General features: G+C 59.9%; 21 protein-coding genes. 13 read left to right on the top strand and 8 right to left on the bottom strand.

Annotated features, from left to right (window positions below; all coding sequences use genetic code 11):
* Positions 1-29: 29 nt before the first annotated feature.
* A complete protein-coding gene (dut, locus tag N018_RS00515; RefSeq protein WP_024643581.1) occupies positions 30-485 on the bottom strand; it encodes a dUTP diphosphatase in 456 nt (151 codons plus the stop codon).
* A gap of 6 nt (positions 486-491) precedes the next feature.
* Positions 492-1,700 (bottom strand): bifunctional phosphopantothenoylcysteine decarboxylase/phosphopantothenate--cysteine ligase CoaBC, encoded by a 1,209-nt coding sequence (coaBC, locus tag N018_RS00510; RefSeq protein WP_025388580.1) that lies wholly within the window; start codon positions 1,698-1,700, stop codon positions 492-494.
* A 136-nt stretch (positions 1,701-1,836) separates the two neighbouring features.
* On the opposite strand from coaBC, the gene radC reads away from it, so the two are divergent.
* Positions 1,837-2,511: a RadC family protein gene (gene radC / locus N018_RS00505; RefSeq protein ID WP_024643583.1), complete on the top strand. Its 675-nt coding sequence runs from the start codon at positions 1,837-1,839 to the stop codon at positions 2,509-2,511.
* Between the two features lie 237 nt (positions 2,512-2,748).
* On the opposite strand, the gene N018_RS00500 is transcribed toward radC, so the two are convergent.
* Positions 2,749-4,335, bottom strand: coding sequence for an ABC transporter substrate-binding protein (locus N018_RS00500; protein ID WP_025388579.1), 1,587 nt, complete (start codon positions 4,333-4,335; stop codon positions 2,749-2,751).
* 365 nt (positions 4,336-4,700) lie between these two features.
* Here N018_RS00500 and rpmB point away from each other — a divergent pair, with 365 nt between their 5' ends.
* Entirely contained in the window at positions 4,701-4,934 is a 234-nt protein-coding gene (gene rpmB, locus N018_RS00495) for a 50S ribosomal protein L28 (protein ID WP_002551514.1), read from the top strand.
* Between the two features lie 11 nt (positions 4,935-4,945).
* Positions 4,946-5,101, top strand: a complete 156-nt coding sequence (gene rpmG / locus N018_RS00490; RefSeq protein ID WP_002551515.1) for a 50S ribosomal protein L33 — start codon at positions 4,946-4,948, stop codon at positions 5,099-5,101.
* A gap of 78 nt (positions 5,102-5,179) precedes the next feature.
* Here rpmG and N018_RS00485 read toward each other — a convergent pair whose 3' ends face one another.
* On the bottom strand, positions 5,180-5,545 hold the full coding sequence (locus tag N018_RS00485) for a cupin domain-containing protein (protein ID WP_025388578.1): 366 nt from the start codon (positions 5,543-5,545) through the stop codon (positions 5,180-5,182).
* A gap of 234 nt (positions 5,546-5,779) precedes the next feature.
* Between N018_RS00485 and N018_RS00480 the strand changes: the two genes are divergently transcribed.
* Positions 5,780-7,273: an aldehyde dehydrogenase gene (locus tag N018_RS00480; protein WP_025388577.1), complete on the top strand. Its 1,494-nt coding sequence runs from the start codon at positions 5,780-5,782 to the stop codon at positions 7,271-7,273.
* Positions 7,274-7,470: 197 nt separating this feature from the next.
* Positions 7,471-8,616 (top strand): MFS transporter, encoded by a 1,146-nt coding sequence (locus N018_RS00475; RefSeq protein ID WP_025388576.1) that lies wholly within the window; start codon positions 7,471-7,473, stop codon positions 8,614-8,616.
* Here the strand turns inward: N018_RS00475 and N018_RS00470 are convergent.
* Positions 8,613-10,193, bottom strand: coding sequence for a phospholipase D family protein (locus N018_RS00470; RefSeq protein WP_024643588.1), 1,581 nt, complete (start codon positions 10,191-10,193; stop codon positions 8,613-8,615). The two genes, N018_RS00475 and N018_RS00470, sit on opposite strands and share 4 nt — an antisense overlap.
* A 71-nt stretch (positions 10,194-10,264) precedes the next feature.
* Entirely contained in the window at positions 10,265-11,686 is a 1,422-nt protein-coding gene (locus N018_RS00465) for a PLP-dependent aminotransferase family protein (protein WP_024643589.1), read from the bottom strand.
* 174 nt (positions 11,687-11,860) lie between these two features.
* On the opposite strand from N018_RS00465, the gene N018_RS00460 reads away from it, so the two are divergent.
* Positions 11,861-12,112 carry a DUF1127 domain-containing protein gene (locus N018_RS00460; RefSeq protein WP_025388575.1) on the top strand — a complete coding sequence of 84 codons (252 nt, stop codon included), beginning with the start codon at positions 11,861-11,863 and terminating at the stop codon, positions 12,110-12,112.
* Between the two features lie 4 nt (positions 12,113-12,116).
* Here N018_RS00460 and N018_RS00455 read toward each other — a convergent pair whose 3' ends face one another.
* Positions 12,117-13,430: an NAD(P)/FAD-dependent oxidoreductase gene (locus N018_RS00455; protein WP_025388574.1), complete on the bottom strand. Its 1,314-nt coding sequence runs from the start codon at positions 13,428-13,430 to the stop codon at positions 12,117-12,119.
* Positions 13,431-13,535: 105 nt separating this feature from the next.
* Here N018_RS00455 and N018_RS00450 point away from each other — a divergent pair, with 105 nt between their 5' ends.
* Positions 13,536-13,889, top strand: coding sequence for a YkgJ family cysteine cluster protein (locus N018_RS00450; RefSeq protein ID WP_024643592.1), 354 nt, complete (start codon positions 13,536-13,538; stop codon positions 13,887-13,889).
* Positions 13,890-13,904: 15 nt separating this feature from the next.
* On the opposite strand, the gene N018_RS00445 is transcribed toward N018_RS00450, so the two are convergent.
* Entirely contained in the window at positions 13,905-14,393 is a 489-nt protein-coding gene (locus N018_RS00445; protein ID WP_004655323.1) for an Lrp/AsnC ligand binding domain-containing protein, read from the bottom strand.
* Positions 14,394-14,550: 157 nt separating this feature from the next.
* On the opposite strand from N018_RS00445, the gene dadA reads away from it, so the two are divergent.
* From dadA to N018_RS00415, 6 genes are all read left to right on the top strand, one after another.
* Positions 14,551-15,852, top strand: a complete 1,302-nt coding sequence (dadA, locus tag N018_RS00440; protein ID WP_024643593.1) for a D-amino acid dehydrogenase — start codon at positions 14,551-14,553, stop codon at positions 15,850-15,852.
* Positions 15,824-16,177, top strand: coding sequence for a RidA family protein (locus N018_RS00435; protein ID WP_024643594.1), 354 nt, complete (start codon positions 15,824-15,826; stop codon positions 16,175-16,177). Before dadA ends, N018_RS00435 begins: the two co-directional genes overlap by 29 nt.
* Before the next feature lie 81 nt (positions 16,178-16,258).
* Entirely contained in the window at positions 16,259-17,332 is a 1,074-nt protein-coding gene (alr, locus tag N018_RS00430) for an alanine racemase (RefSeq protein ID WP_025388573.1), read from the top strand.
* Between the two features lie 125 nt (positions 17,333-17,457).
* Complete coding sequence (locus tag N018_RS00425; protein WP_025388572.1) at positions 17,458-18,006, top strand: cupin domain-containing protein; 549 nt, start codon at positions 17,458-17,460, stop codon at positions 18,004-18,006.
* Positions 18,007-18,028: 22 nt separating this feature from the next.
* Complete coding sequence (locus tag N018_RS00420; RefSeq protein WP_024643597.1) at positions 18,029-18,352, top strand: c-type cytochrome; 324 nt, start codon at positions 18,029-18,031, stop codon at positions 18,350-18,352.
* 202 nt (positions 18,353-18,554) lie between these two features.
* On the top strand, positions 18,555-20,486 hold the full coding sequence (locus tag N018_RS00415; protein ID WP_025388571.1) for an acetyl-CoA hydrolase/transferase C-terminal domain-containing protein: 1,932 nt from the start codon (positions 18,555-18,557) through the stop codon (positions 20,484-20,486).
* Positions 20,487-20,560 lie beyond the last annotated feature (74 nt).

Raw genomic sequence — 20,560 nt, 5'->3', positions numbered from 1 at the left:
GAAACCGGACTATATTTGTCGACCGACGATCAATGACTTCCGGAATGACCGAAGCCACCAGCGCCACGCTGACTTTCGTCGAACGTTTCGACCAGTTCGAAGTGCGCCTGCACCACCGGCACCAGCACCAGTTGGGCGAGGCGCTCGCCAACGGCGATGTTGAATGCGGTCTGGCCACGGTTCCAGCAAGACACCATCAATTCGCCCTGATAATCCGAGTCAATCAAGCCCACCAGGTTACCCAGCACGATGCCGTGTTTGTGACCCAGACCGGAGCGCGGCAGGATCAACGCGGCCAGGCCTGGATCGCCGATGTAGATCGACAGGCCGGTAGGGATCAGCAGGGTCTGGCCCGGCTCGAGAACAGTGTCTTCCTTGAGCATGGCGCGCAGGTCCAGGCCGGCCGAACCGACGGTGGCGTAAGCCGGGAGCGGAAATTCGTTGCCAATGCGAGGGTCGAGGATCTTGGCTTGTAGAGCGTGCATTCGTAATTAAACCTGAGTCATGCGGTCGGCGATAAAAGTGATCAGCTGGCGAGCAATCTTGGCCTTGCTGGTCTGGGCAAAAAGCGTTGCGTGCAACGCCCGGTCAATTACGCTGCAAGCGTTCTCCTCGCTGTTGAAGCCGATGCTGGGGTTGGCCACATCATTGGCGACGATCAGGTCGAGGTTCTTGTCCTTGAGCTTGCGCGCAGCGTAGTCCAGCAGGTGTTCAGTCTCGGCAGCAAAGCCGACGCTGAACGGGCGATCCGGGCGCGTTGCAATGGTGGCCAGAATATCCGGGTTACGGACCATCTGCAGTAGCAAGCCATCACCCTTTGCAGGATCTTTCTTCAGTTTGTGCGGGGCGACTACTTCCGGGCGGTAGTCAGCCACCGCCGCCGAGGCAATGAACAGGTCGCACGGAATCGCCGCTTCACAGGCCGCCAGCATGTCGCGAGCACTGACCACATCGATACGCGAGACGCGATCCGGCGTGGGCAGGTTGACCGGGCCGGTGATCAGCGTGACGCGGGCACCGGCTTCCACGGCAGCTTCGGCCAGAGCAAAACCCATCTTGCCGGAGCTGTGGTTGGTGATGTAGCGGACCGGGTCGATGTTTTCCTGAGTCGGGCCAGCAGTAATCAGAACGTGCTTGCCGGTCAGGCTCTGGCGCTTGAAGCAATCGGCGGCGCACTGGGCCAGGTCGTCGGCTTCGAGCATGCGTCCGAAACCGACATCACCACAGGCCTGACTGCCGGAGGCCGGGCCGAATACCCGAAAGTCACGCGCTTCGAGCAGGCGGGTATTGGCCTGCACAGACGCATCACGCCACATGGCCTGGTTCATCGCCGGAGCGATGGCGACGGTCGCATCAGTGGCCAGCACGATGGTGGTCAGCAGGTCATTGGCGATGCCTTGAGCAAGTCGGGCGATCAGGTCGGCGGTGGCGGGTGCAATCAGGATCAGGTCGGCCCATTTGGCCAGTTCGATATGGCCCATCGCGGCTTCGGCAGCCGGGTCGAGAAGGTCCAGATGCACCGGATGCCCGGACAAGGCCTGCATGGTCAAAGGCGTGATGAACTCCGCTCCACCCTTGGTCATCACCACACGCACCTCAGCGCCCTGATCGCGCAGACGACGGACCAGCTCGGCGCTCTTGTAGGCCGCGATGCCGCCGCCGACGCCCAGAACGATGCGTTTTCGATACAGCCGCTGCATAGACCTGCCTTTTTGATCGAGTGAATTACGCGACAGCCATGACGCCTCCCCAGGCCAGATCGTCGCGCAAAAAAGATGGGCTAAGATAGCACAGCGACCGCAGCGGGACAGCGGCGCTCAATCACATGGAGGTGCTATGAGTATTCGCAGTTGGCCCGCGGCCGAACGCCCGCGGGAGCGCTTGTTGGAGCTGGGAGCAGAGGCTCTATCCGACGCCGAGTTGCTGGCTATCTTTTTACGTACCGGGGTGGCCGGAAAAAGCGCTGTAGACCTGGCGCGTCATCTTCTGAATCAATTCGGCGGGGTCCGGCCATTATTGGATGCAGACCTGCCTGCCTTTACCTCTCAGCTCGGTCTGGGCCCTGCGAAGTTCGCTCAGTTACAAGCCGTAATGGAAATGGCCCGGCGGCACATGGCCGAGTCGCTGCGCCGGGATTCAGCACTGGAAAATCCGGCTCAGGTGCGCAGTTACCTCAAGGCGCTGCTTCGTCATGAACCCCATGAAGTGTTCGGCTGCCTTTTTCTGGACACCAAGCACCGGGTCATGACCTTCGAGATACTGTTTCGCGGGACGATCAACGCGTCCTACGTGCATCCTCGCCAGGTGGTGAAGCGCGCCATGGCTCACAACGCCGCCAGCCTGATTCTCTGCCACAACCATCCTTCGGGTATCACCACGCCCAGCCGTTCGGACATCGACCTGACCAAGCGCCTCAAGGAAGCACTGCTGCTCATCGACGTTCAGGTGCTGGACCACGTGATCATCGGCGACGGCGAGCCGCTGTCGATGGTGGAGAAGGGGTTGATGTAGCGAATTCAGACGAACCCGAAAAGGGAAACATGACCCGGAGCGACGACCCGCATTGCCGCAGATCGTCGTCAAAGCCCCCGAACCGTAGGAGCGAACTTGTTCGCGAAGAGGCCGGTGCAGCCCCCGAAAATGAAGCGTTTGAACCATTGCCTTCGCGAGCAAGATCCCACGGTTTCAGTGCGTTGTGGACACTCTGCGTCAGCTTTCGAGGTGGCGCAGAGCGAGGTCGTCGGCGACTTACTTCACCTGCACCTTGTAGAAATCCTGCCGACCGAACGGGCTGACCTGATACCCCGTCACGTCCTTGCTGACCAACGCTGATGCCGTCGGGTGGGCCAGCGGGATCCACAGTGCCTGCTGCTGAATCTGCTTCTGGGCCTGGTGATAAAGTTTGCTGCGCGCGGCCTGATCGCTGGTGGATTTGCCGTCGGTGATCAGCTTGTCCAGCGTCTTGTCGCAATAGCGAGCGAAGTTGGTGCCCGATTGCACGGCAGCGCACGAGAACTGCGGCGTCAGGAAGTTATCCGGATCACCGTTGTCGCCCGCCCAGCCCATGAACAACAGATCATGCTCACCGGCCTTGGCGCGTCGAATCAGCTCGCCCCACTCAATGACCTTGATTTCAGCATCAATCCCGACCTGTTTCAGATCAGCCTGCAGCAGTTGGGCGCCCTGAGTAGGGTTCGGATTCAGCAGGCTGCCGGAAGGCCGCGTCCAGATAGTGGTTTTGAAACCGTCCTTGACACCGGCCTTGGCCAGCAACGCTTTGGCCTTCGCGACATCATGCTGGTAACCCGGCAGGTCCTTGGCGTAGCTCCAGGTATTCGGCGGGTAAGGGCCGTTGGCGGCTTCGGCGGTGCCTTCGAAAACTGCTTTCAGGTAATTGTCCTTATCGAACGCCAGGTTAAGCGCCTGGCGCACTTCCGGCTTGTCGAACGGAGGGTGCTGGCTGTTGATCGCGACGAACGCGGTCATGAATGCTTCGGTCTTCTCGACCTTGAGCGAGTCGATCTTGCTGGCGGCCTGAATATCCAGAGGCTTGGGAGAGAGGGCGATCTGGCATTCATTCTGACGGAGCTTCTGCAAACGCACATTGGCGTCCGGCGTGATGGCATACACCAGCGTGTCAACATCAGACTTGCCAGCGAAGTAGTCCTTGAACGCTTCATAGCGCACCACGGCGTCTTTCTGGAAACGCTTGAAGACAAACGGCCCGGTGCCTATCGGCTGGCTGTTGAGCTTTTCCGGAGTGCCCGCTTTGAGCAGTTGCGCGGTGTACTCAGCCGAGTAGATCGAGGCGAAGCCCATGCTCAGCGTGGCGAGAAAAGTAGAGTCGGCGTGGTTGAGCGTAAAGCGCACAGAGTGCGGGTCGGGCGCTTCAATACGCTTGATCAGCGCAGGCAGCTGCATGGACTGCGCGTGCGGGAAACCACTCTGGGCAATCTTGTGCCACGGGTTCTGCGGGTCGAGCATGCGCTGGAAGCTGAACAGCACATCGTCCGCCGTCAGTTCGCGAGTCGGCGTGAAGTAGTCGGTGGTATGAAATTTCACCCCGGAACGCAATTTGAAATCGTAGGTCAGGCCATCGGCAGACACGGTCCAGCTTTCTGCCAGGCTCGGCACCAGCTTGCCGCTCTTGGCGTCGAAGTCCACGAGACGATTCATCAATACATCTGCCGACGCGTTGGTGGTCGTCAGCGAGTTATACTGCACTACGTCAAAACCTTCAGGGCTGGCCTCGGTGCAAACAGCGAGACTGGACGCCTGAGCGGCAATCGGAAGCAACAGCGGGACCAGCAAAAACGGGAGTGCAGCTAGACGCATGGCGATATTTCCTGTTCAGAAAGGGGCCCATCTGCCGGTGCAGTCTGGTGAGGGACTTACCCTAGACTATGTTCTGGCACAGAACAATCGTCATGGTGCGACGAGCGGTCGGCTTGCCGGCACCCCCGCAGGCGCTTGAGTGCGCTGGCATACGAGGCCTGCTTGTCTGCACTAAAGTGCTTTGCCTGTTGTTGAGCCACAGGGTTTCTGGTATAAAGCAGCGCTCTTTTCTAGGGGCCCGGTTCCTTCACTGTAGGTGTAGCCGGTAAGACCCTTAAAGAAACGCGGCGCCTGGCGCCAAATGACTGAGAGATTAAGCGGCCAACCCATGCCGGGTTGGGCATGTGGTTTTAGAGGGCTGAGGCATGTCGAGAGTATGTCAAGTTACCGGTAAGGGTCCGGTGACTGGGAATAACATTTCCCACGCAAACAACAAAACCCGTCGTCGTTTCCTGCCAAACCTGCAGCATCACCGCTTCTGGGTTGAAGGCGAGAAGCGTTTTGTTCGTCTGCGCGTATCTGCTAAAGGCATGCGTATCATCGACAAGCGTGGCATTGAAGTTGTGCTCGCTGAACTGCGTCGCGACGGCAAAATTTAAGGGAGAGAATCATGCGTGAATTGATCCGTTTGGTGTCGAGCGCTGGTACAGGCCATTTCTACACCACCGACAAGAACAAACGTACTACCCCGGATAAAATCGAAATCAAAAAATTCGATCCGGTTGTACGCAAGCACGTGATCTACAAAGAAGGCAAAATCAAGTAATTGATTATGTCGGCTACAAAAAAACCCACCTTCTGGTGGGTTTTTTTGTGCCTGCCCTGAAACCAGAACGCCACTGACTCAGCCTGTTTTGGCCTCGAACACCACATAAATCTTGCGGCACGCCTCCAGCACTTCCCATGTGCCCTTGAAGCCCGCAGGAATCACGAAGCGGTCACCCAAGCGCAGGGTTTTGGCATTGCCTTGCTCGTCGCGCAACACACTGACGCCCTGGACGATTTCGCAGTATTCATGCTCGGTGTAATTCACCTGCCACTGACCAGGCTCGCCATTCCAGACGCCCGCGCTCATCTGGCCGCAAGGGCTGTTGTAGTGGTTATAGATAGTCTGAGCCGGATCGCCCTTGAAGACCTTTTCCGGCGCAGGACGGTAATGTTCGGCGCTGGTGCTGGCCTCGCTGAAGTCGACAATGCTTGCGATACCCATGATGCCCCCTTGTCTTGAACACGTTGACGATTTGACGAACAAACGCAGCAATAGTGCCTTGGCTACGAATCTCGACTGTTTAATAAAATCAACAGAAAAGCGCTCTAATGGCCATTTCTGTCAAATATATTGGTTTTGACCCGCCGGCTGGTTTAGGGTGTTGCCTGTCCTGAAACTTCAGATTGTGTCTGCAATCCATCATGACACGCCAACACTCAAAAGGAGGACATGCCGATGACCACCCTGACTCGTACTGACTGGGAAAACCGCGCCCGGAATTTGAAGATTGAAGGCCGCGCTTTCATTCAAGGTGAGTACACCGCTGCCGCCTCCGGCGAAACATTCGACTGCATCAGCCCGGTCGATGGCCGGCTGCTCGCCAAGGTCGCCAGTTGCGACTCTGCCGATGCCCAGCGCGCCGTAGACAGCGCTCGCAGCGCTTTCGAATCAGGTGCCTGGTCACGCCTGGCCCCGGCCAAACGCAAGGCCACCATGATCCGTTTCGCGGGGTTGCTTGAGCAAAATGCTGAAGAGCTTGCCCTGCTTGAAACGCTGGACATGGGCAAGCCGATCAGCGACTCGCTGGGTGTCGACATCCCTGGCGGCGCCAGAGCCTTGAGCTGGAGTGGCGAGGCCATCGACAAGCTGTATGACGAAGTGGCCGCAACCCCTCACGATCAACTGGGTCTGGTGACACGCGAGCCCGTCGGCGTGGTTGCCGCCATCGTGCCGTGGAACTTCCCGCTGATGATGGCCTGCTGGAAACTCGGCCCTGCGTTGTCCACCGGCAACTCGGTGATCCTCAAGCCGTCGGAAAAATCTCCGCTGACCGCAATCCGTATTGCGCAACTGGCTATCGAGGCCGGTATTCCGGCAGGCGTGCTCAACGTATTGCCGGGCTATGGCCACACGGTTGGCAAGGCGCTGGCCTTGCATATGGATGTCGACACTGTGGTGTTCACCGGCTCGACCAAAATCGCCAAGCAGTTGATGATCTATGCGGGCGAATCGAACATGAAGCGCGTCTGGCTGGAAGCTGGCGGCAAGAGCCCGAACATCGTATTTGCCGATGCACCGGACTTGCAGGCCGCCGCCGACTCCGCTGCCAGCGCGATTGCGTTCAATCAGGGCGAAGTCTGTACGGCAGGTTCGCGCCTGCTGGTCGAGCGCTCCATCAAGGATCGCTTTCTGCCGATGGTGATCGAAGCGCTGAGCACCTGGAAGCCCGGTAACCCACTGGACCCGGCGACCAACGTCGGTGCGCTGGTCGATACCCAGCAGATGGACACGGTACTGTCCTACATTGAGGCCGGCCACACTGACGGCGCCAAACTGGTTGCAGGCGGCAAGCGCATCCTGCAGGAGACTGGCGGCACTTACGTTGAGCCAACGATCTTCGACGGTGTGAACAACGCGATGAGAATCGCCCAGGAAGAGATCTTCGGCCCGGTACTTTCGGTGATCACCTTCGACAGCGCCGAAGAAGCGATCCAGATCGCCAACGACACCCAATACGGCCTGGCCGCAGCGGTGTGGACTTCGAACATTTCCAAGGCACACCTGACCGCCAAGGCATTGCGTGCGGGCAGCGTATGGGTCAACCAGTACGACGGCGGCGACATGACCGCACCATTCGGCGGTTTCAAACAGTCGGGTAACGGTCGTGACAAATCACTGCATGCGTTTGATAAATACACCGAACTGAAATCCACCTGGATCAAGTTGTAAGGCCGTTCGGGACGCTCTGGGTCCCACGTTGAATAGGTGACGCAGAGCGTCACCCAGTGCATTCCCACGCCGGAGCGCAAGGAAAGATAGGCATCCGAGCGAACGCCTATCGTGCCCATGCTCCGCGTGGGCATGCCGTTCTGGACGCTCTGCGTCCGATACCGAACAGATAAGCAAAGGGTTGCAGGAGCTTCAAAATGCGTTGGGGTACTTACTTTGCCGTGCTGGCGTCGGTATTGGGCGTCGGTCTGGCAATGGGCGTCAGCATGCCGCTGGTTTCATTGCGTCTGGCTGGCTGGGGCTACGGCTCGTTCGCCATCGGCATCATGGCGGCGATGCCCGCAATAGGTGTGCTGGTGGGGGCGGCACTGGCCAGTCGTCTGGCCGCACGCTTCGGCACAGCCAATCTGATGCGTCTGTGCCTGTGGGCCGGAGCTGTGTCGGTCGGCGCGTTGGCGTTATTGCCGTACTACTGGATCTGGCTGTTCCTGCGTCTGACGCTCGGGGTGATCCTGACCATCGTTTTCGTGCTCGGCGAAAGCTGGATCAACCAGTTGGTGATCGAGCGCCTGCGCGGGCGACTGGTCGCTCTGTATGGCAGCGCTTATGCACTGAGCCAACTGGCAGGCCCGTTGCTGCTGGGCGTTATCGGTACGCAGGCAGACTACGGCTTCTGGATCGGCGTGCTGTTGCTGGTCGGCTCACCTTTTCTGCTCCTGGGACGAACCGGCGCACCATCGACCGAGTCCTGCAACGTCACGTTCACGGACCTGCTCGGCTTCTGTCGCGGCATGCCCGCCATTGCCTGGGCGGTGGCGCTGTTCGCCGCGTTTGAAGCGTTGATTTTGACGCTGCTGCCGCTCTACTGCATACGCCATGGCTTCACCCCGGAAATCGCCCTGATCATGGTCAGCGTCGTAGTGGTCGGCGATGCGCTGCTGCAACTGCCGATCGGCATGCTCGCAGACCGTATCTCGCGACGTGCGATGTTCACCGGCTGTGCGTCGTTGCTGCTGGCGTCCAGCCTGCTGGTGCCGTTGCTGATCGACACCGTCTTGATTTGGCCGCTGTGGGCCGTGTTCGGTGCCAGCGCTGGCGGGCTGTTCACGTTGTCGCTGATCCTGATCGGTGAGCGTTATCGCGACGACGCGCTGGTGCGTGCCAACGCGCACGTCGCTCAGCTGTGGGGCATCGGTTGCCTGATCGGCCCTCTGGCAGCAGGTGCAGGCAGCCAGTGGGTCAGCGGAGAAGCCTTGCCGCTGCTGATGGCGGCAGGCGCGTTCGGGCTGTTGATTCTGATCAGGCGGCGTGGCGCTTTCGGCACACAGGCTGCGCCCGCCTAAAGCATTCTTTCAAGACCGATGGCGCGGCTCATCCACGCATTGAAACGCCGCCACAAGTCGCCCGGCTCGGTGTGCAAGGTGTGGATCCGGCCGTTGTCCTCGGTCACCCACACCACCTTGCCATCCTCAAGTCGCGCCTCGTAAGTGAGCGCTGGCGCCATACCTTGCAAGGTCAACTCACGCAGCTCTTCGGCCAGTTGCGGACTGTCGACCAGCACCCCGACTTCGGTGTTCCACAGCACCGAACGCGGGTCGAAGTTGAACGAGCCGACGAACACCTTCTGCCGATCAAAAATCATTGCCTTGCTGTGCAGGCTCGATTCAGAACTGACCAGCGAATGACTTTTCTTGAACAAATGAGGACCACTGCTGCGCATGGTTTCGGTATCGCCAGGCTGACGGCGCAGTTCGAACAGCTTCACACCATGCTCCAGCAGCGCCTTGCGATACGGTGCGTATCCACCATGCACGGCGGGCACGTCGGTAGCTTCCAGCGAGTTGGTCAACAGGCTGACCTTGACACCTGCATCGGCGCGGCCAGTCAGGTACAGCAAGCCTTCCTGCCCCGGCACGAAGTAGGCGGAAATCAGCATCAACTCCTTGCGGGTGTTCAGCAGCTCCGGCGCCAGTTGCGTAGTCAGTAACAAGTGCGGGTCCGGCTCGCCCTGCGCCAGCACTTTGGTCGGTGCATCCCACAAGGCCTGGTTGTAGGCCCAAACCAGCTCATTGAGCCAGGTTTTCATGCGCGGCTGAGTCTTGTAGGCCATCAGCCGCTCATAAAGCGCCTTGTGCTGCTGGTGCGCCTGCTCCAGCGAATCGTCCAGCTTCTTGCGGGCTTCGGCCAAGTCCTGGCCGTCCGGCAGGAAATACATGAAGTCATCGATGGGTTTGCTGAGCGTGCTGTTCCAGTACTGATCGAAACTATGCCCCAGTTGCTCGGCGACCGGGCCGACGCTCAGCATGTCGATATCGGTGAAATTCAGGTTCGGCTCGGCGTCGAAATATTCATCGCCCAGATTGCGGCCGCCGACAATCGCGACACTGCTGTCGGCCAGCCACAGCTTGTTGTGCATGCGCCGGTGCTGGCGCGACAGATTCATCAAACGGCCGAGGCTGCGCGTTATACCCGTCTCACGCCCCAGGTTTTGCGGATTGAACAAACGAATCTGTATGTTCGGATGTGCCGCCAGCGTAGCTATCGCCTGATCCACCCCGTCGCTGGTGGTGTCGTCCAGCAGGACGCGCACGCGAACGCCACGGTCAGCTGCCTTGAGCAGCTCGTCGATCAGCGCGCGCGTGCTCAGGCCGTCATGGACGATGTAGTACTGCAGGTCGAGGCTGCTCTTGGCATTACGGATCAGTTCGGCGCGCGCCTTGAACGCATCACTGCTGTCAGGCAGCAAGCGAAAGCCCGAGCGCCCTTCGTGGGGCATCGCCATGGCCTGGATGGAGCGGCCAAACGCAGAGCCCGAGGGCGGCATGGCCTGGCTCGGCTCGCCGGTGATCTGCTGATGTGCGCAACCGCTGACGCACATTGCAACCAGCAAGCAAAAGGGCAAGGCCCATGAATTGTTCAAATTGATTTCCGCGTCTGGACATGGCTCGACTTGGCGATATGACCCGCAAAACCGGGAAAGATTTGCCGCACTTAGTCAGTTTGCGCAATCAGTGACGTAATTGTCTCGCCTACGATCCGCACAGCACTCTCTATTTCCCGCGTAGGTTTGGACGCGTAGTTCATGCGCAGGCAGTTGCGGTACTTGCCCGACGCCGAAAAAATACTGCCCACCGCGACCTGTACGCCCTTGTCCAGCAAGACGCGGTTCAAGCGCTGGCTATCGAAGTTTTCAGGCAGCTCCACCCACAGCAGGAAAGCGCCTTGCGGGCGACTGGCACGCGTGCCTTCGGGAAAGTAGCGCATCACCCAGTCGATGATCTGATCGCGGCTGCGCTGATATTGCGTGCGCATACGCCTGACGTGTGGCTCGTAATGGCCGCCCTCAAGAAAATCGGCAATCGCCAGTTGCGGTTGCGGAGCCGTCGAGCCGGTGCCGATGTACTTCATGTGCAGCACCTGTTCCAGATAACGGCCCGGTGCAACCCAACCCACCCGCAAACCGGGCGCGAGCGTCTTGGAAAACGAACTGCACAACAGCACGCGGCCGTCTTCGTCGAAGGACTTGATGGTGCGCGGGCGAGGGTAATTGTAGGCCAGATCGCCATACACATCGTCCTCGATGATCGCCACGTCAAAGCGTTGCGCCAAGCTCAACAAGGCGCGCTTGCGGGCTTCGGGCATGATGTAACCCAGCGGGTTATTGCAATTGGGTGTGAGCTGGATGACCTTGATCGGCCATTGCTCAAGGGCCAGCTCCAGCGCTTCCAGGCTGATGCCGGTCAAGGGGTCGGTCGGAATCTCCATGGCTTTCATGCCGACGCCCTTGAGGGTCTGCATGGCACCAAAGAAGCTCGGCGAATCCACCGCCACGATGTCACCCGGCTGGCAGAGGGCGCGAATACTGGCCGACAGCGCTTCGTGACAGCCGGTGGTAATGATCAGGTCGTTGGCGGTCAGGTTGCAGCCCGAATCAAGCATCAGACGGGCGATCTGCTCGCGCAGTCTCGGCACGCCGTAGATGTTGTCGTAATACAGGCCCGGCATGTCCTGATGGCGACTCAATTGGCCCAAAGCGCGCATCAAAGGCTTCAGGGTAGGGCTGGTGACGTCAGGCATGCCGCGCCCCAACTGGGTGACGGCCTCGTGGGGTGCGACCCGAATCAGATCCAGTACCTGATCCCATTGCGAGATATCCACAGGCCGCTGGACCGGTCGCCCCACAGCAGGCAACGCGGGGGCTCGTTTGCTGACCGACACGAAATACCCGGACTTGGGTTTCGGCGAGGCCAGCCCATTGTCTTCCAGCACCCTATAGGCTTGCTGCACGGTACTGAGGCTGACGCCATGCTCGGCGCTCAATGCACGCACGGAAGGCAGGCGGTCGCCAGGACGATAAAAGCCGTTTTCGATGCGCGAGCCGAGCAGCTCGGCAAGATTGACGTAAAGCGTCATGGCGTACTCTTGAGTTTTCTGGACTACTGAACGATACAGATGAAGCCAAAATATAGCATTCAGTGCGGAGTTCAAACTTTCTGTATGGAAAATATAAATAGTTTTTGAATCTGTAATGGTTTGGCTGTTCGTTTCATCATGGGCTCACACCCACCCAGGATGAGGGAACCGTAAATGAACGGGTTCAGCGATGTACGCCTAGCGCTTCACAGTCAGGAACTGAATGAATATCGGCCAAACCTGATCAGGACGGTCCGTTCCGAGAAGACTGAGCTGCCGACGGACATGGGCCGCTGGGCGCTGTATCGACACCGCTGGGCATCACGCCGCGCCCTGCTGGAGCTGAGCGACGATCAATTGCGCGATATCGGCCTTGATTTCCAGCAGGCCAGAGCCGAGGCTCTGAAGCCGTTCTGGAGAACGTGAGCGTTCAGCGCAGCTCTTTGAGTCGATGCCAGAGCATCCCCAGCGCCAGCAACGGCGAGCGCAGGTGCTTGCCGCCGGGGAAGGTCATGTGCGGCACGCTGGCGAACAACTCGAAGCCATCGCTGTGTTGCCCGGCGATGGCTTCGGCCAGTAGACGACCCGCCAAGTGCGTGGCGTTCAGGCCATGCCCTGAGTAAGCCTGGGCATAGAACACATTCGGATGCTGCTTGAGTCGACCGATCTGCGGCAGGCGATTGGCACCGATGCCGATCATCCCCCCCCACTGGTAATCAATCTTCACACTGGCCAGTTGCGGAAACACGTCCAGCATCTTAGGTCGCATGTAAGCCGCAATATCGCTCGGGTCACGCCCGGAATAATGGCAGGCACCGCCGAACAACAAGCGGCGGTCGGCGGACAACCGGTAATAATCCACCGTCACGCGCTGGTCGCAGACCGCCATGTCCTGCGGCAGCAATTCGCAGGCCTGCGCCTCGCTCAGAGGCTCGGTCGCAATAATGTAACTGCCCGCAGGTAACACCTTGCCGCTGATTTCCGGGTTCAGATCGTTGAGATACGCGTTGCAGCCCAGCACCAGGGTTGTCGCCGATACCGCACCTTGCGCCGTGTGCACCTTGACCTGCGAGCCGTAGTCGATGCGGGTCACAGCGGAATGCTCGAACACCTGCACGCCCAGCGACTGCGCAACAGCCGCTTCGCCCAGCGCCAGATTCAACGGATGCAGATGCCCCGAGCCCATGTCGATCAGCCCGCCGACATAGCGCGCGGACCCCACCACACTGTGCATCTGATCGGGTTGCACCAGTTTCAGCTCGTGACGGTAACCCAGGCCGCGCAGCTCATCCGCATCCTCGGCGAGACTGATCAGGTCACGCGGTTTGTTAGCCAGGTCGCAATAACCCCATTTCAGGTCGCAATCGATGCCATGCCTTGCAATGCGCTGGCGGACAATCTCGACCGCCTCGATGCCCAGCATCTTGAGCTGACGCACGCCGTCGCTGCCGATAACGTTGGCAAATTGCTCGACGCCATGCCCGACGCCGCGAATCAACTGACCGCCATTGCGCCCGCTGGCGCCCCAACCGATCTTGCGGGCTTCCAGCAGGGCAACGCTGAAACCTCGTTCAGCCAGTTCAATGGCAGTGTTGAGGCCGGAAAATCCGCCGCCCACTACGCACACATCCACCTTCAAGTCGCCTTGCAGCGCAGGATAATCCGGTTGCGGATGGCTGCTGGCGGCGTAATAGGAGACGGTGTGCCGGTCGTGAGCGGCTGGATGCTGAACGCGGGCGCTCATGGATTTGTCCTGTTGGCGGCGTCTGGGTGGTCGGGAGGATAAGCCGCTGTCATGCGCCTGCCAACTGAGGCAAACTCCCGGCATTGCTTCCAGGTGGTCAATTCAATGAGCTGCAACCGTCAGAAAGTCCTCGATTTACGACGTCAGATCCCCTCGTTCGAGTGCGTGCCTGGCTGTCATGACTGCTGCGGCCCGGTCACGACGTCCTCCGAAGAAATGTCACGCCTGCCACGCAAGACTGCCGCCGAGCAGGAAGCCGCGCTGGACGAACTCAACTGTGTGCACCTCGGGCCACAAGGCTGCACAGTCTATGAAGAACGCCCGCTGATCTGCCGTCTGTTCGGTACTACCGCAAGCCTGCCATGCCCCAACGGCCGGCGCCCGGTCGAACTGATCCATCCACGGGTCGAGAAACAGATTCACCAGTTCATGGCCTCGACCCGGCAAGTACTGGTGTAAAGCGGGCCCGCGACATCAGTCGGCAATCGGCAGGTTCAGGCTCTCCTTCACTTCTTCCATCACGATATAGCTCTTCGACTCGCGCACGTGGGGCAACTTGAGCAGGATGTCGCCCAGCAGTTTGCGGTAGGACGCCATCTCGGAAATACGCGCCTTGACCAGATAGTCGAAGTCACCGGACACCAGATGGCACTCCAGCACATGCGGCAGCTTCAGCACCGCGCGGCGGAACTCTTCGAACGTATCGCCGGACTTGTAATCCAGACTGATCTCCACGAATACCAGCAGACTGGCCTTGAGGCTTTGCGGGTTCAGGCGGGCGTTGTAGCCCATGATGATCCCTTCGCGTTCCAGCCTGCGGACCCGTTCCGTACAGGGTGTGGTCGAGAGGCCGACCCGCTCGCCCAGCTCGGTGAACGAGATGCGCCCGTCCGCTTGCAGGATGCGCAGGATATTGCGGTCGATCTTGTCCAGCTCGCGGTTTGACTGGTGTTGAGTGCGCACGGGTACATTCCCCTCTGGCAAAGCGTTTTTGGCCGTGAATAAACGCTGAATATAAATGTTTATACAGTGAGAAGCACTGCCTATTGCTCAATATACTGCCCACATTCTTGCTTAAAACTTCGAAATATCAGCGGATATCCGCGATGAGGTTATCGACATGCGTGTTCTGGTCCTTGGTAGTGGTGTGATCGGTACCACCAGTGCCTACTATCTGGCGCGTGCCGGCTTCCAGGTGACAGTGGTTGACCGTCAGCCTGCAGCGGGCATGGAAACCAGCTTCGCCAACGCCGGTCAGGTCTCGCCGGGCTATGCCTCGCCCTGGGCTGCGCCGGGCGTTCCGCTGAAAGCCATCAAATGGCTGTTGCAGCGCCATTCCCCGCTGGCCATCAAAGCAACCGCGGATATCGATCAGTACCTGTGGATGGCGCAAATGCTGCGCAACTGCACCGCCAGCCGGTATGCCGTCAACAAAGAACGCATGGTGCGGCTGTCCGAATACAGTCGCGATTGCCTCGACGAACTGCGCATCGAGACCGGCATCGCCTATGAAGGGCGCAGCCTGGGCACCACTCAACTGTTCCGCACCCAGGCGCAACTGGACAATGCCGCCAAGGACATTTCCGTGCTGGAGCAGTCAGGTGTTCCTTATGAATTGCTCGATCGCGAAGGCATCGCCCGGGTCGAACCTGCGCTGGCCGGTGTCACCGGTATCCTCAGCGGCGCGCTGCGCCTGCCCAATGACCAAACCGGCGATTGCCAGTTATTCACGACCCGGCTGGCCGAGATGGCGATAGCGCTGGGCGTCGAGTTCCGTTATGGGCAGAACATCGAGCGCCTCGACCACGCCGGCGACCGCATCAACGGCGTGTGGATCGATGGCCAGCTGGAAACGGCCGACCGCTACGTGCTGGCGCTCGGCAGTTATTCACCACAGCTGCTCAAGCCACTGGGCATTAAAGCCCCGGTGTACCCGCTCAAGGGCTATTCGCTGACCGTGCCGATCACCAACCCTGAGATGGCGCCGACGTCGACCATTCTCGATGAAACCTACAAGGTCGCCATCACCCGCTTCGACAACCGTATCCGGGTCGGCGGCATGGCAGAAATCGCCGGTTTTGACCTGTCGCTCAATCCACGTCGACGCGAAACACTGGAGATGATCGTCGGTGACCTCTATCCTCAGGGCGGCGACCTGACCCAGGCCAGTTTCTGGACCGGGTTGCGTCCGACAACGCCCGACGGCACGCCGATCGTAGGTGCCACAGCGTTCCGTAACCTGTTCCTCAATACCGGTCACGGCACGCTGGGCTGGACGATGGCGTGCGGTTCCGGCCGCCTGCTGGCCGATCTGATTGCCTGCAAGACGCCTCGAATCAGTGCCGAAGGTCTCGATATCTCTCGCTATGGCAACACCCAGGAGAATGCAAAGCATGTCAATCCAGCGCCAGCTCACCAATGAGCGCATGAGTCAGGTCGTTGTCCACAATGGCACCGTGTATCTGTCGGGCCAGGTAGGCAATGACATGACTGCGGGTGTCGAACAGCAGACCAAAGAGGTCCTCAACAGCATCGAGCGCTTGCTGGATCTGGCCGGCACCGACAAGACGCGCATTCTATCGGTCACCATTTACCTGAAAGACATCGATGCCCACTTCGCTGGCATGAACAGCGTGTGGGACAAGTGGCTGCCCAAAGGCTTCGCCCCTGCGCGCGCAACGGTCGAGGCCAAACTGTGCGAACCAGAAATCCTGGTCGAACTGTCGGTGGTTGCTGCACTGCCATAACGTTGCACACCTGCCCGGCGACGCAACTCTCGACGTTGGGCAATTTCCTCTGCTTACTTTCTTCAGGCAATCAACGTCACCATGCGTCCAGCCCGCGCCCTTATCGATCTCCAGGCACTGCGCCACAACTATCAACTGGCCCGTGAAAGCAGCGGCGGCAAAGCCCTCGCGGTGATCAAGGCCGACGCCTATGGCCACGGCGCAGTGCGTGTGGCCCAAACCCTCGAAGCGCAGGCCGACGGTTTTGCAGTGGCCTGCATCGAAGAGGCGCTCGAATTGCGTGCGGCGGGTATCCGCGCGCCGATTCTGCTGCTGGAAGGTTTTTTTGAGGCCGACGAGCTGGCCCTGATTGTCGAGCATGATTTCTGGACGGTTGTGCATTCGCCCTGGCAACTGGAAGCCATCGAACGGGCGCATCCAGGCAAGCCGCTGACGGTCTGGCTCAAGCTCGACACCGGCATGCACCGTGTCGGGCTGCATCCGTTCGAGTATCGCGCGGCGTATCAACGCCTGCTGGCAACCGGCAAGGTGGCGAAGATCGTATTGATGACCCACTTCGCCTGCGCGGACGAGCTGAACAGCTCATCGAGCGCGGCACAGTGCGCCGTTTTCGAAACCACCTGCCAAGGGCTGGCGGCGGAGACCAGCCTGAAGAACTCTCCTGCCGTGATGGGCTGGCCGAAGATCCCCAGTGACTGGTCGCGCACCGGCATCATGCTCTACGGAGCGACACCGTTTGATCAGGCGCAGCCTCTTGCCGACCGCCTGCAACCGGTCATGACCCTGGAATCGAAGATCATCAGCGTCCGCGAGCTGCCGGCCGGCGAAGCCGTGGGCTACGGCGCGACGTTCGTCACCGACAAGCCTTCGCGTATCGGCGCGGTTGCGATAGGTTATGCCGACGGCTATCCACGCCATGCGCCGAGCGGGACACCGGTGCAGATCGACGGCCAACGCTCCAGACTGGTCGGCCGGGTGTCCATGGACATGCTCTCCGTAGACCTGACCCACCTGCCGCAGGCCGGTATCGGCAGTCGGGTCGAGCTATGGGGCAAAGAGGTGCTGGCCAGCGAAGTCGCCGCGCAGGCAGACACAATTCCTTACCAGATATTCTGCAACCTGCGGCGAGTCCCGCGGACCTATTCCGAACATTGATTGCTGATCATTCCAGCGGCTCCCTTGCTGCGCCGGTGCCTGTCGAACTGTTGTAAATATTGAACGCTGTTGCCATGATGGCGTTCATACCGACTTGACCTGACAAAGACTGAGGGAATACCGCATTGGACGTGGGTGAACGGCTGCAATCGATCCGCAAGCTCAAGGGCCTGTCCCAGCGCGAACTCGCCAAGCGGGCAGGCGTGACCAACAGCACCATTTCCATGATCGAGAAAAACAGCGTAAGCCCTTCGATCAGCTCCCTGCGCAAGGTACTGAGCGGCATCCCCATGTCCATGGTCGAGTTCTTCTCGGAAGAAACCGTCCCGGAGAATTCGGCTCAAGTGGTCTACAAGGCCAGTGATTTGATCGATATCTCGGACGGTGCCGTGACCATGAAGCTGGTCGGCAAGTCGCATCAGGGTCGCGCCATCGCCTTTCTCACGGAAACCTATCCGCCGGGCGCTGATACCGGTGAAGAAATGCTGGTTCACGAGGGCGAAGAAACCGGCATCCTCGTGGAGGGGCGGCTTGAGCTGGTGGTCGGACTCGATACCTACGTGCTCGAAGCGGGTGACAGCTACTATTTCGAAAGCACCCGGCCGCATCGCTTTCGCAACCCGTTCGACGTCCCGGCGCGCTTGATCAGCGCCGCGACACCGGCCAATTTCTGAGTGCCTTCGCGATGAGTGCAGTGTGAAACCGAACCGGAAGATTCTGAGCATCGCAGGCGTTTTGACGCTGTGGGTCTTCAATGTGCAAGCCGCCGACACCGCCCGAGCCCCTGACGACATCATCGCCGCCCATTGCGTCGCCTGTCACAGCGTAGGTCTGCTCAACGCGCCGAAAATCGGCGATACCGAAGCCTGGGAAGCACGAGCGCAAAAAACCGGCGGCCTCGATGGCCTGCTGGCCAGCACTATAAAAGGCATTGGCATCATGCCTCCGAAAGGCACCTGCGGCGATTGCACAGACGACGAACTGAAGAGCGCCATCCAGAGCATGTCCGGGCTGAAGTAAGCGTAGATTCTCGTTTCCACGCTCCGCGCCCATCGCTATACATACGTCTCGTGGGAGCGAGCCGGACGACGCTTCGCTTGCTCGCGAAGAGGCCGGTACAGCCGCCAGAAGTAGGGCGCTTGAACCATGCATGGCGAGCATGCAACGCTTTCGCTTCATCACCGGTCCAACCTGCACCCAATAATAATTCAGGAGAGCTTGGATGCCGTATTCCTGTTCCATCCAGCAAGCCGTCGATCACGTTCTGGCGCAGTTACCCGAGCACATTCATCTCGGCATGCCGCTGGGCCTCGGCAAGCCCAATCGGTTCGTCAACGCGCTGTATCAGCGCATCAGTCAATTGCCCGAACGACGCCTGACGATCTACACCGCGTTGACGCTCGGCCGACCCACGCCAGGTGAAGGTTTACAGGCGCGGTTTCTGGAACCGTTCCTGGAACGGACTTTCGGTGATTACCCGGAACTCGACTACCTCGCCGCGCTACGTCGCGACAAACTGCCGCCCAACATTCACGTCCAGCAGTTCTTCATGCAGCCGGGTAGCCTGCTCGACAGCCCGCCTGCCCAGCAGGACTACGTCAGCAGCAATTACAGCCATGCCGCGCGCGACATCAACGCCAACGGCCTGAACCTGGTCGCGCAACTGGTGGCGCGTGATGATCAACGACCGGGCAAGCTGAGCCTGAGCTGCAATCCGGACGTGACCCTGGACCTGCTGCCGATGATCGCCAAACGACGGGCCGCCGGGGAAACCATCCTGATGCTCGGCCAGGTCCACGTCGACCTTCCGTATATGCCGGGCGATTCGGAACTCGACGTCGAGGCCTTCGACCTGCTTCTGGACGAAGACGAGCGCAGCACACTGTTCTCCACACCCAACATGCCTGTGGGTTATCAGGATCACCTGATCGGTCTGCATGCCAGCACGCTGGTACGCGACGGCGGGACGTTGCAGATCGGCATTGGCTCGATGGGTGATGCGTTGACCGGCGCCTTGCTGGCGCGGCAGGCCGACAACGAAACATGGCGCAGCCTGCTGGCCGAGCTGAACATGAGCAACTGGCAGACCCTGATCGACCGCGAAGGCGGTACACAGCCGTTCGCCAGCGGGCTTTACGGGTGCAGCGAAATGTTCGTCAACGGCCTGCTGGTACTGGCCGACGCCGGAATCGTACGGCGCAAGGTGTATGCCGATGTAGAACTGCAACGGCTGGCCAATATGGGCACCCTGGACGAAGACGCGCATCCCGACGGCGTAGTCGTGCATGGTGGGTTCTTCCTTGGGCCATCAAGTTTCTACGAGCGCCTGCGCGAGCTGCCGGCCGAGCGACTGGCGCAGTTCAACATGACCGCCATCAGCTACATCAACGAGCTGTACGGTCAGGAAGACCTCAAGCGCCTGCAACGCCGCGACGCCCGCTTCATCAACAGCGCCTTCACCGTTACCCTGATGGGCGCAGCAGTGGCGGATCAACTGGAAGACGGCAGGGTGCTCAGCGGTGTCGGCGGCCAGTACAACTTTGTCGCTCAGGCCCATGCCCTGGAAGGCGCTCGTTCAATTCTGATGCTGCGCAGCTGGCGTGAATCAGGTGGCGAGGTGAATTCCAATATCGTCTGGCAGTACGGCCATACGACCATCCCCCGGCACCTGCGCGATATTGTCGTCACCGAGTACGGCATCGCGGACCTGCGTGGTCAGACTGACGCGACGGTGATCGAGCGCATTCTGAACATCAGCGATTCACGCTTTCAGTCCGGCCTGATCGAGCAGGCGCAGAAGGCGGGCAAGCTGCCCAAGGATTTCCAGCTCGACCCGCGCTTCACGCAAAACACTCCGGAGCGCCTGCGGGACGTCGCAGCGGATTACCCGTCACTGTTTACCGAATACCCGCTGGGCTGCGACTTCAGTCCCGAAGAACGCGACCTGCTGCGCGCGCTGAACTGGCTGAAGAGCAAACTCAAGCTGAGCGAGATTCTTGATCTGGGCAAAGCCACCCTCGACGCACCCGATCCGGAAGCCTTCCAGCAGCACCTGCAGCGCATGCAACTGGACAACCCGCAAGGCCTGCGCGAGGAGTTGTATCAACGCTTGCTGCTGGCCGGATTGCAGAACACAGCCGGGCTGACGGGCTGAGTCATGCCTGACTCCAGTGGAAGCGAGCCAGGCGACGCTTGCTTGCTCGCGAAGGCGGATTAACGGATCAACAG

The organism is Pseudomonas syringae CC1557, from assembly GCF_000452705.1.
Classification (GTDB): Bacteria; Pseudomonadota; Gammaproteobacteria; order Pseudomonadales; family Pseudomonadaceae; genus Aquipseudomonas; species Aquipseudomonas syringae_F.
Note: the sequence above shows the minus strand (reverse complement) of the source record. Positions and strands in the feature narration are given on the sequence as shown.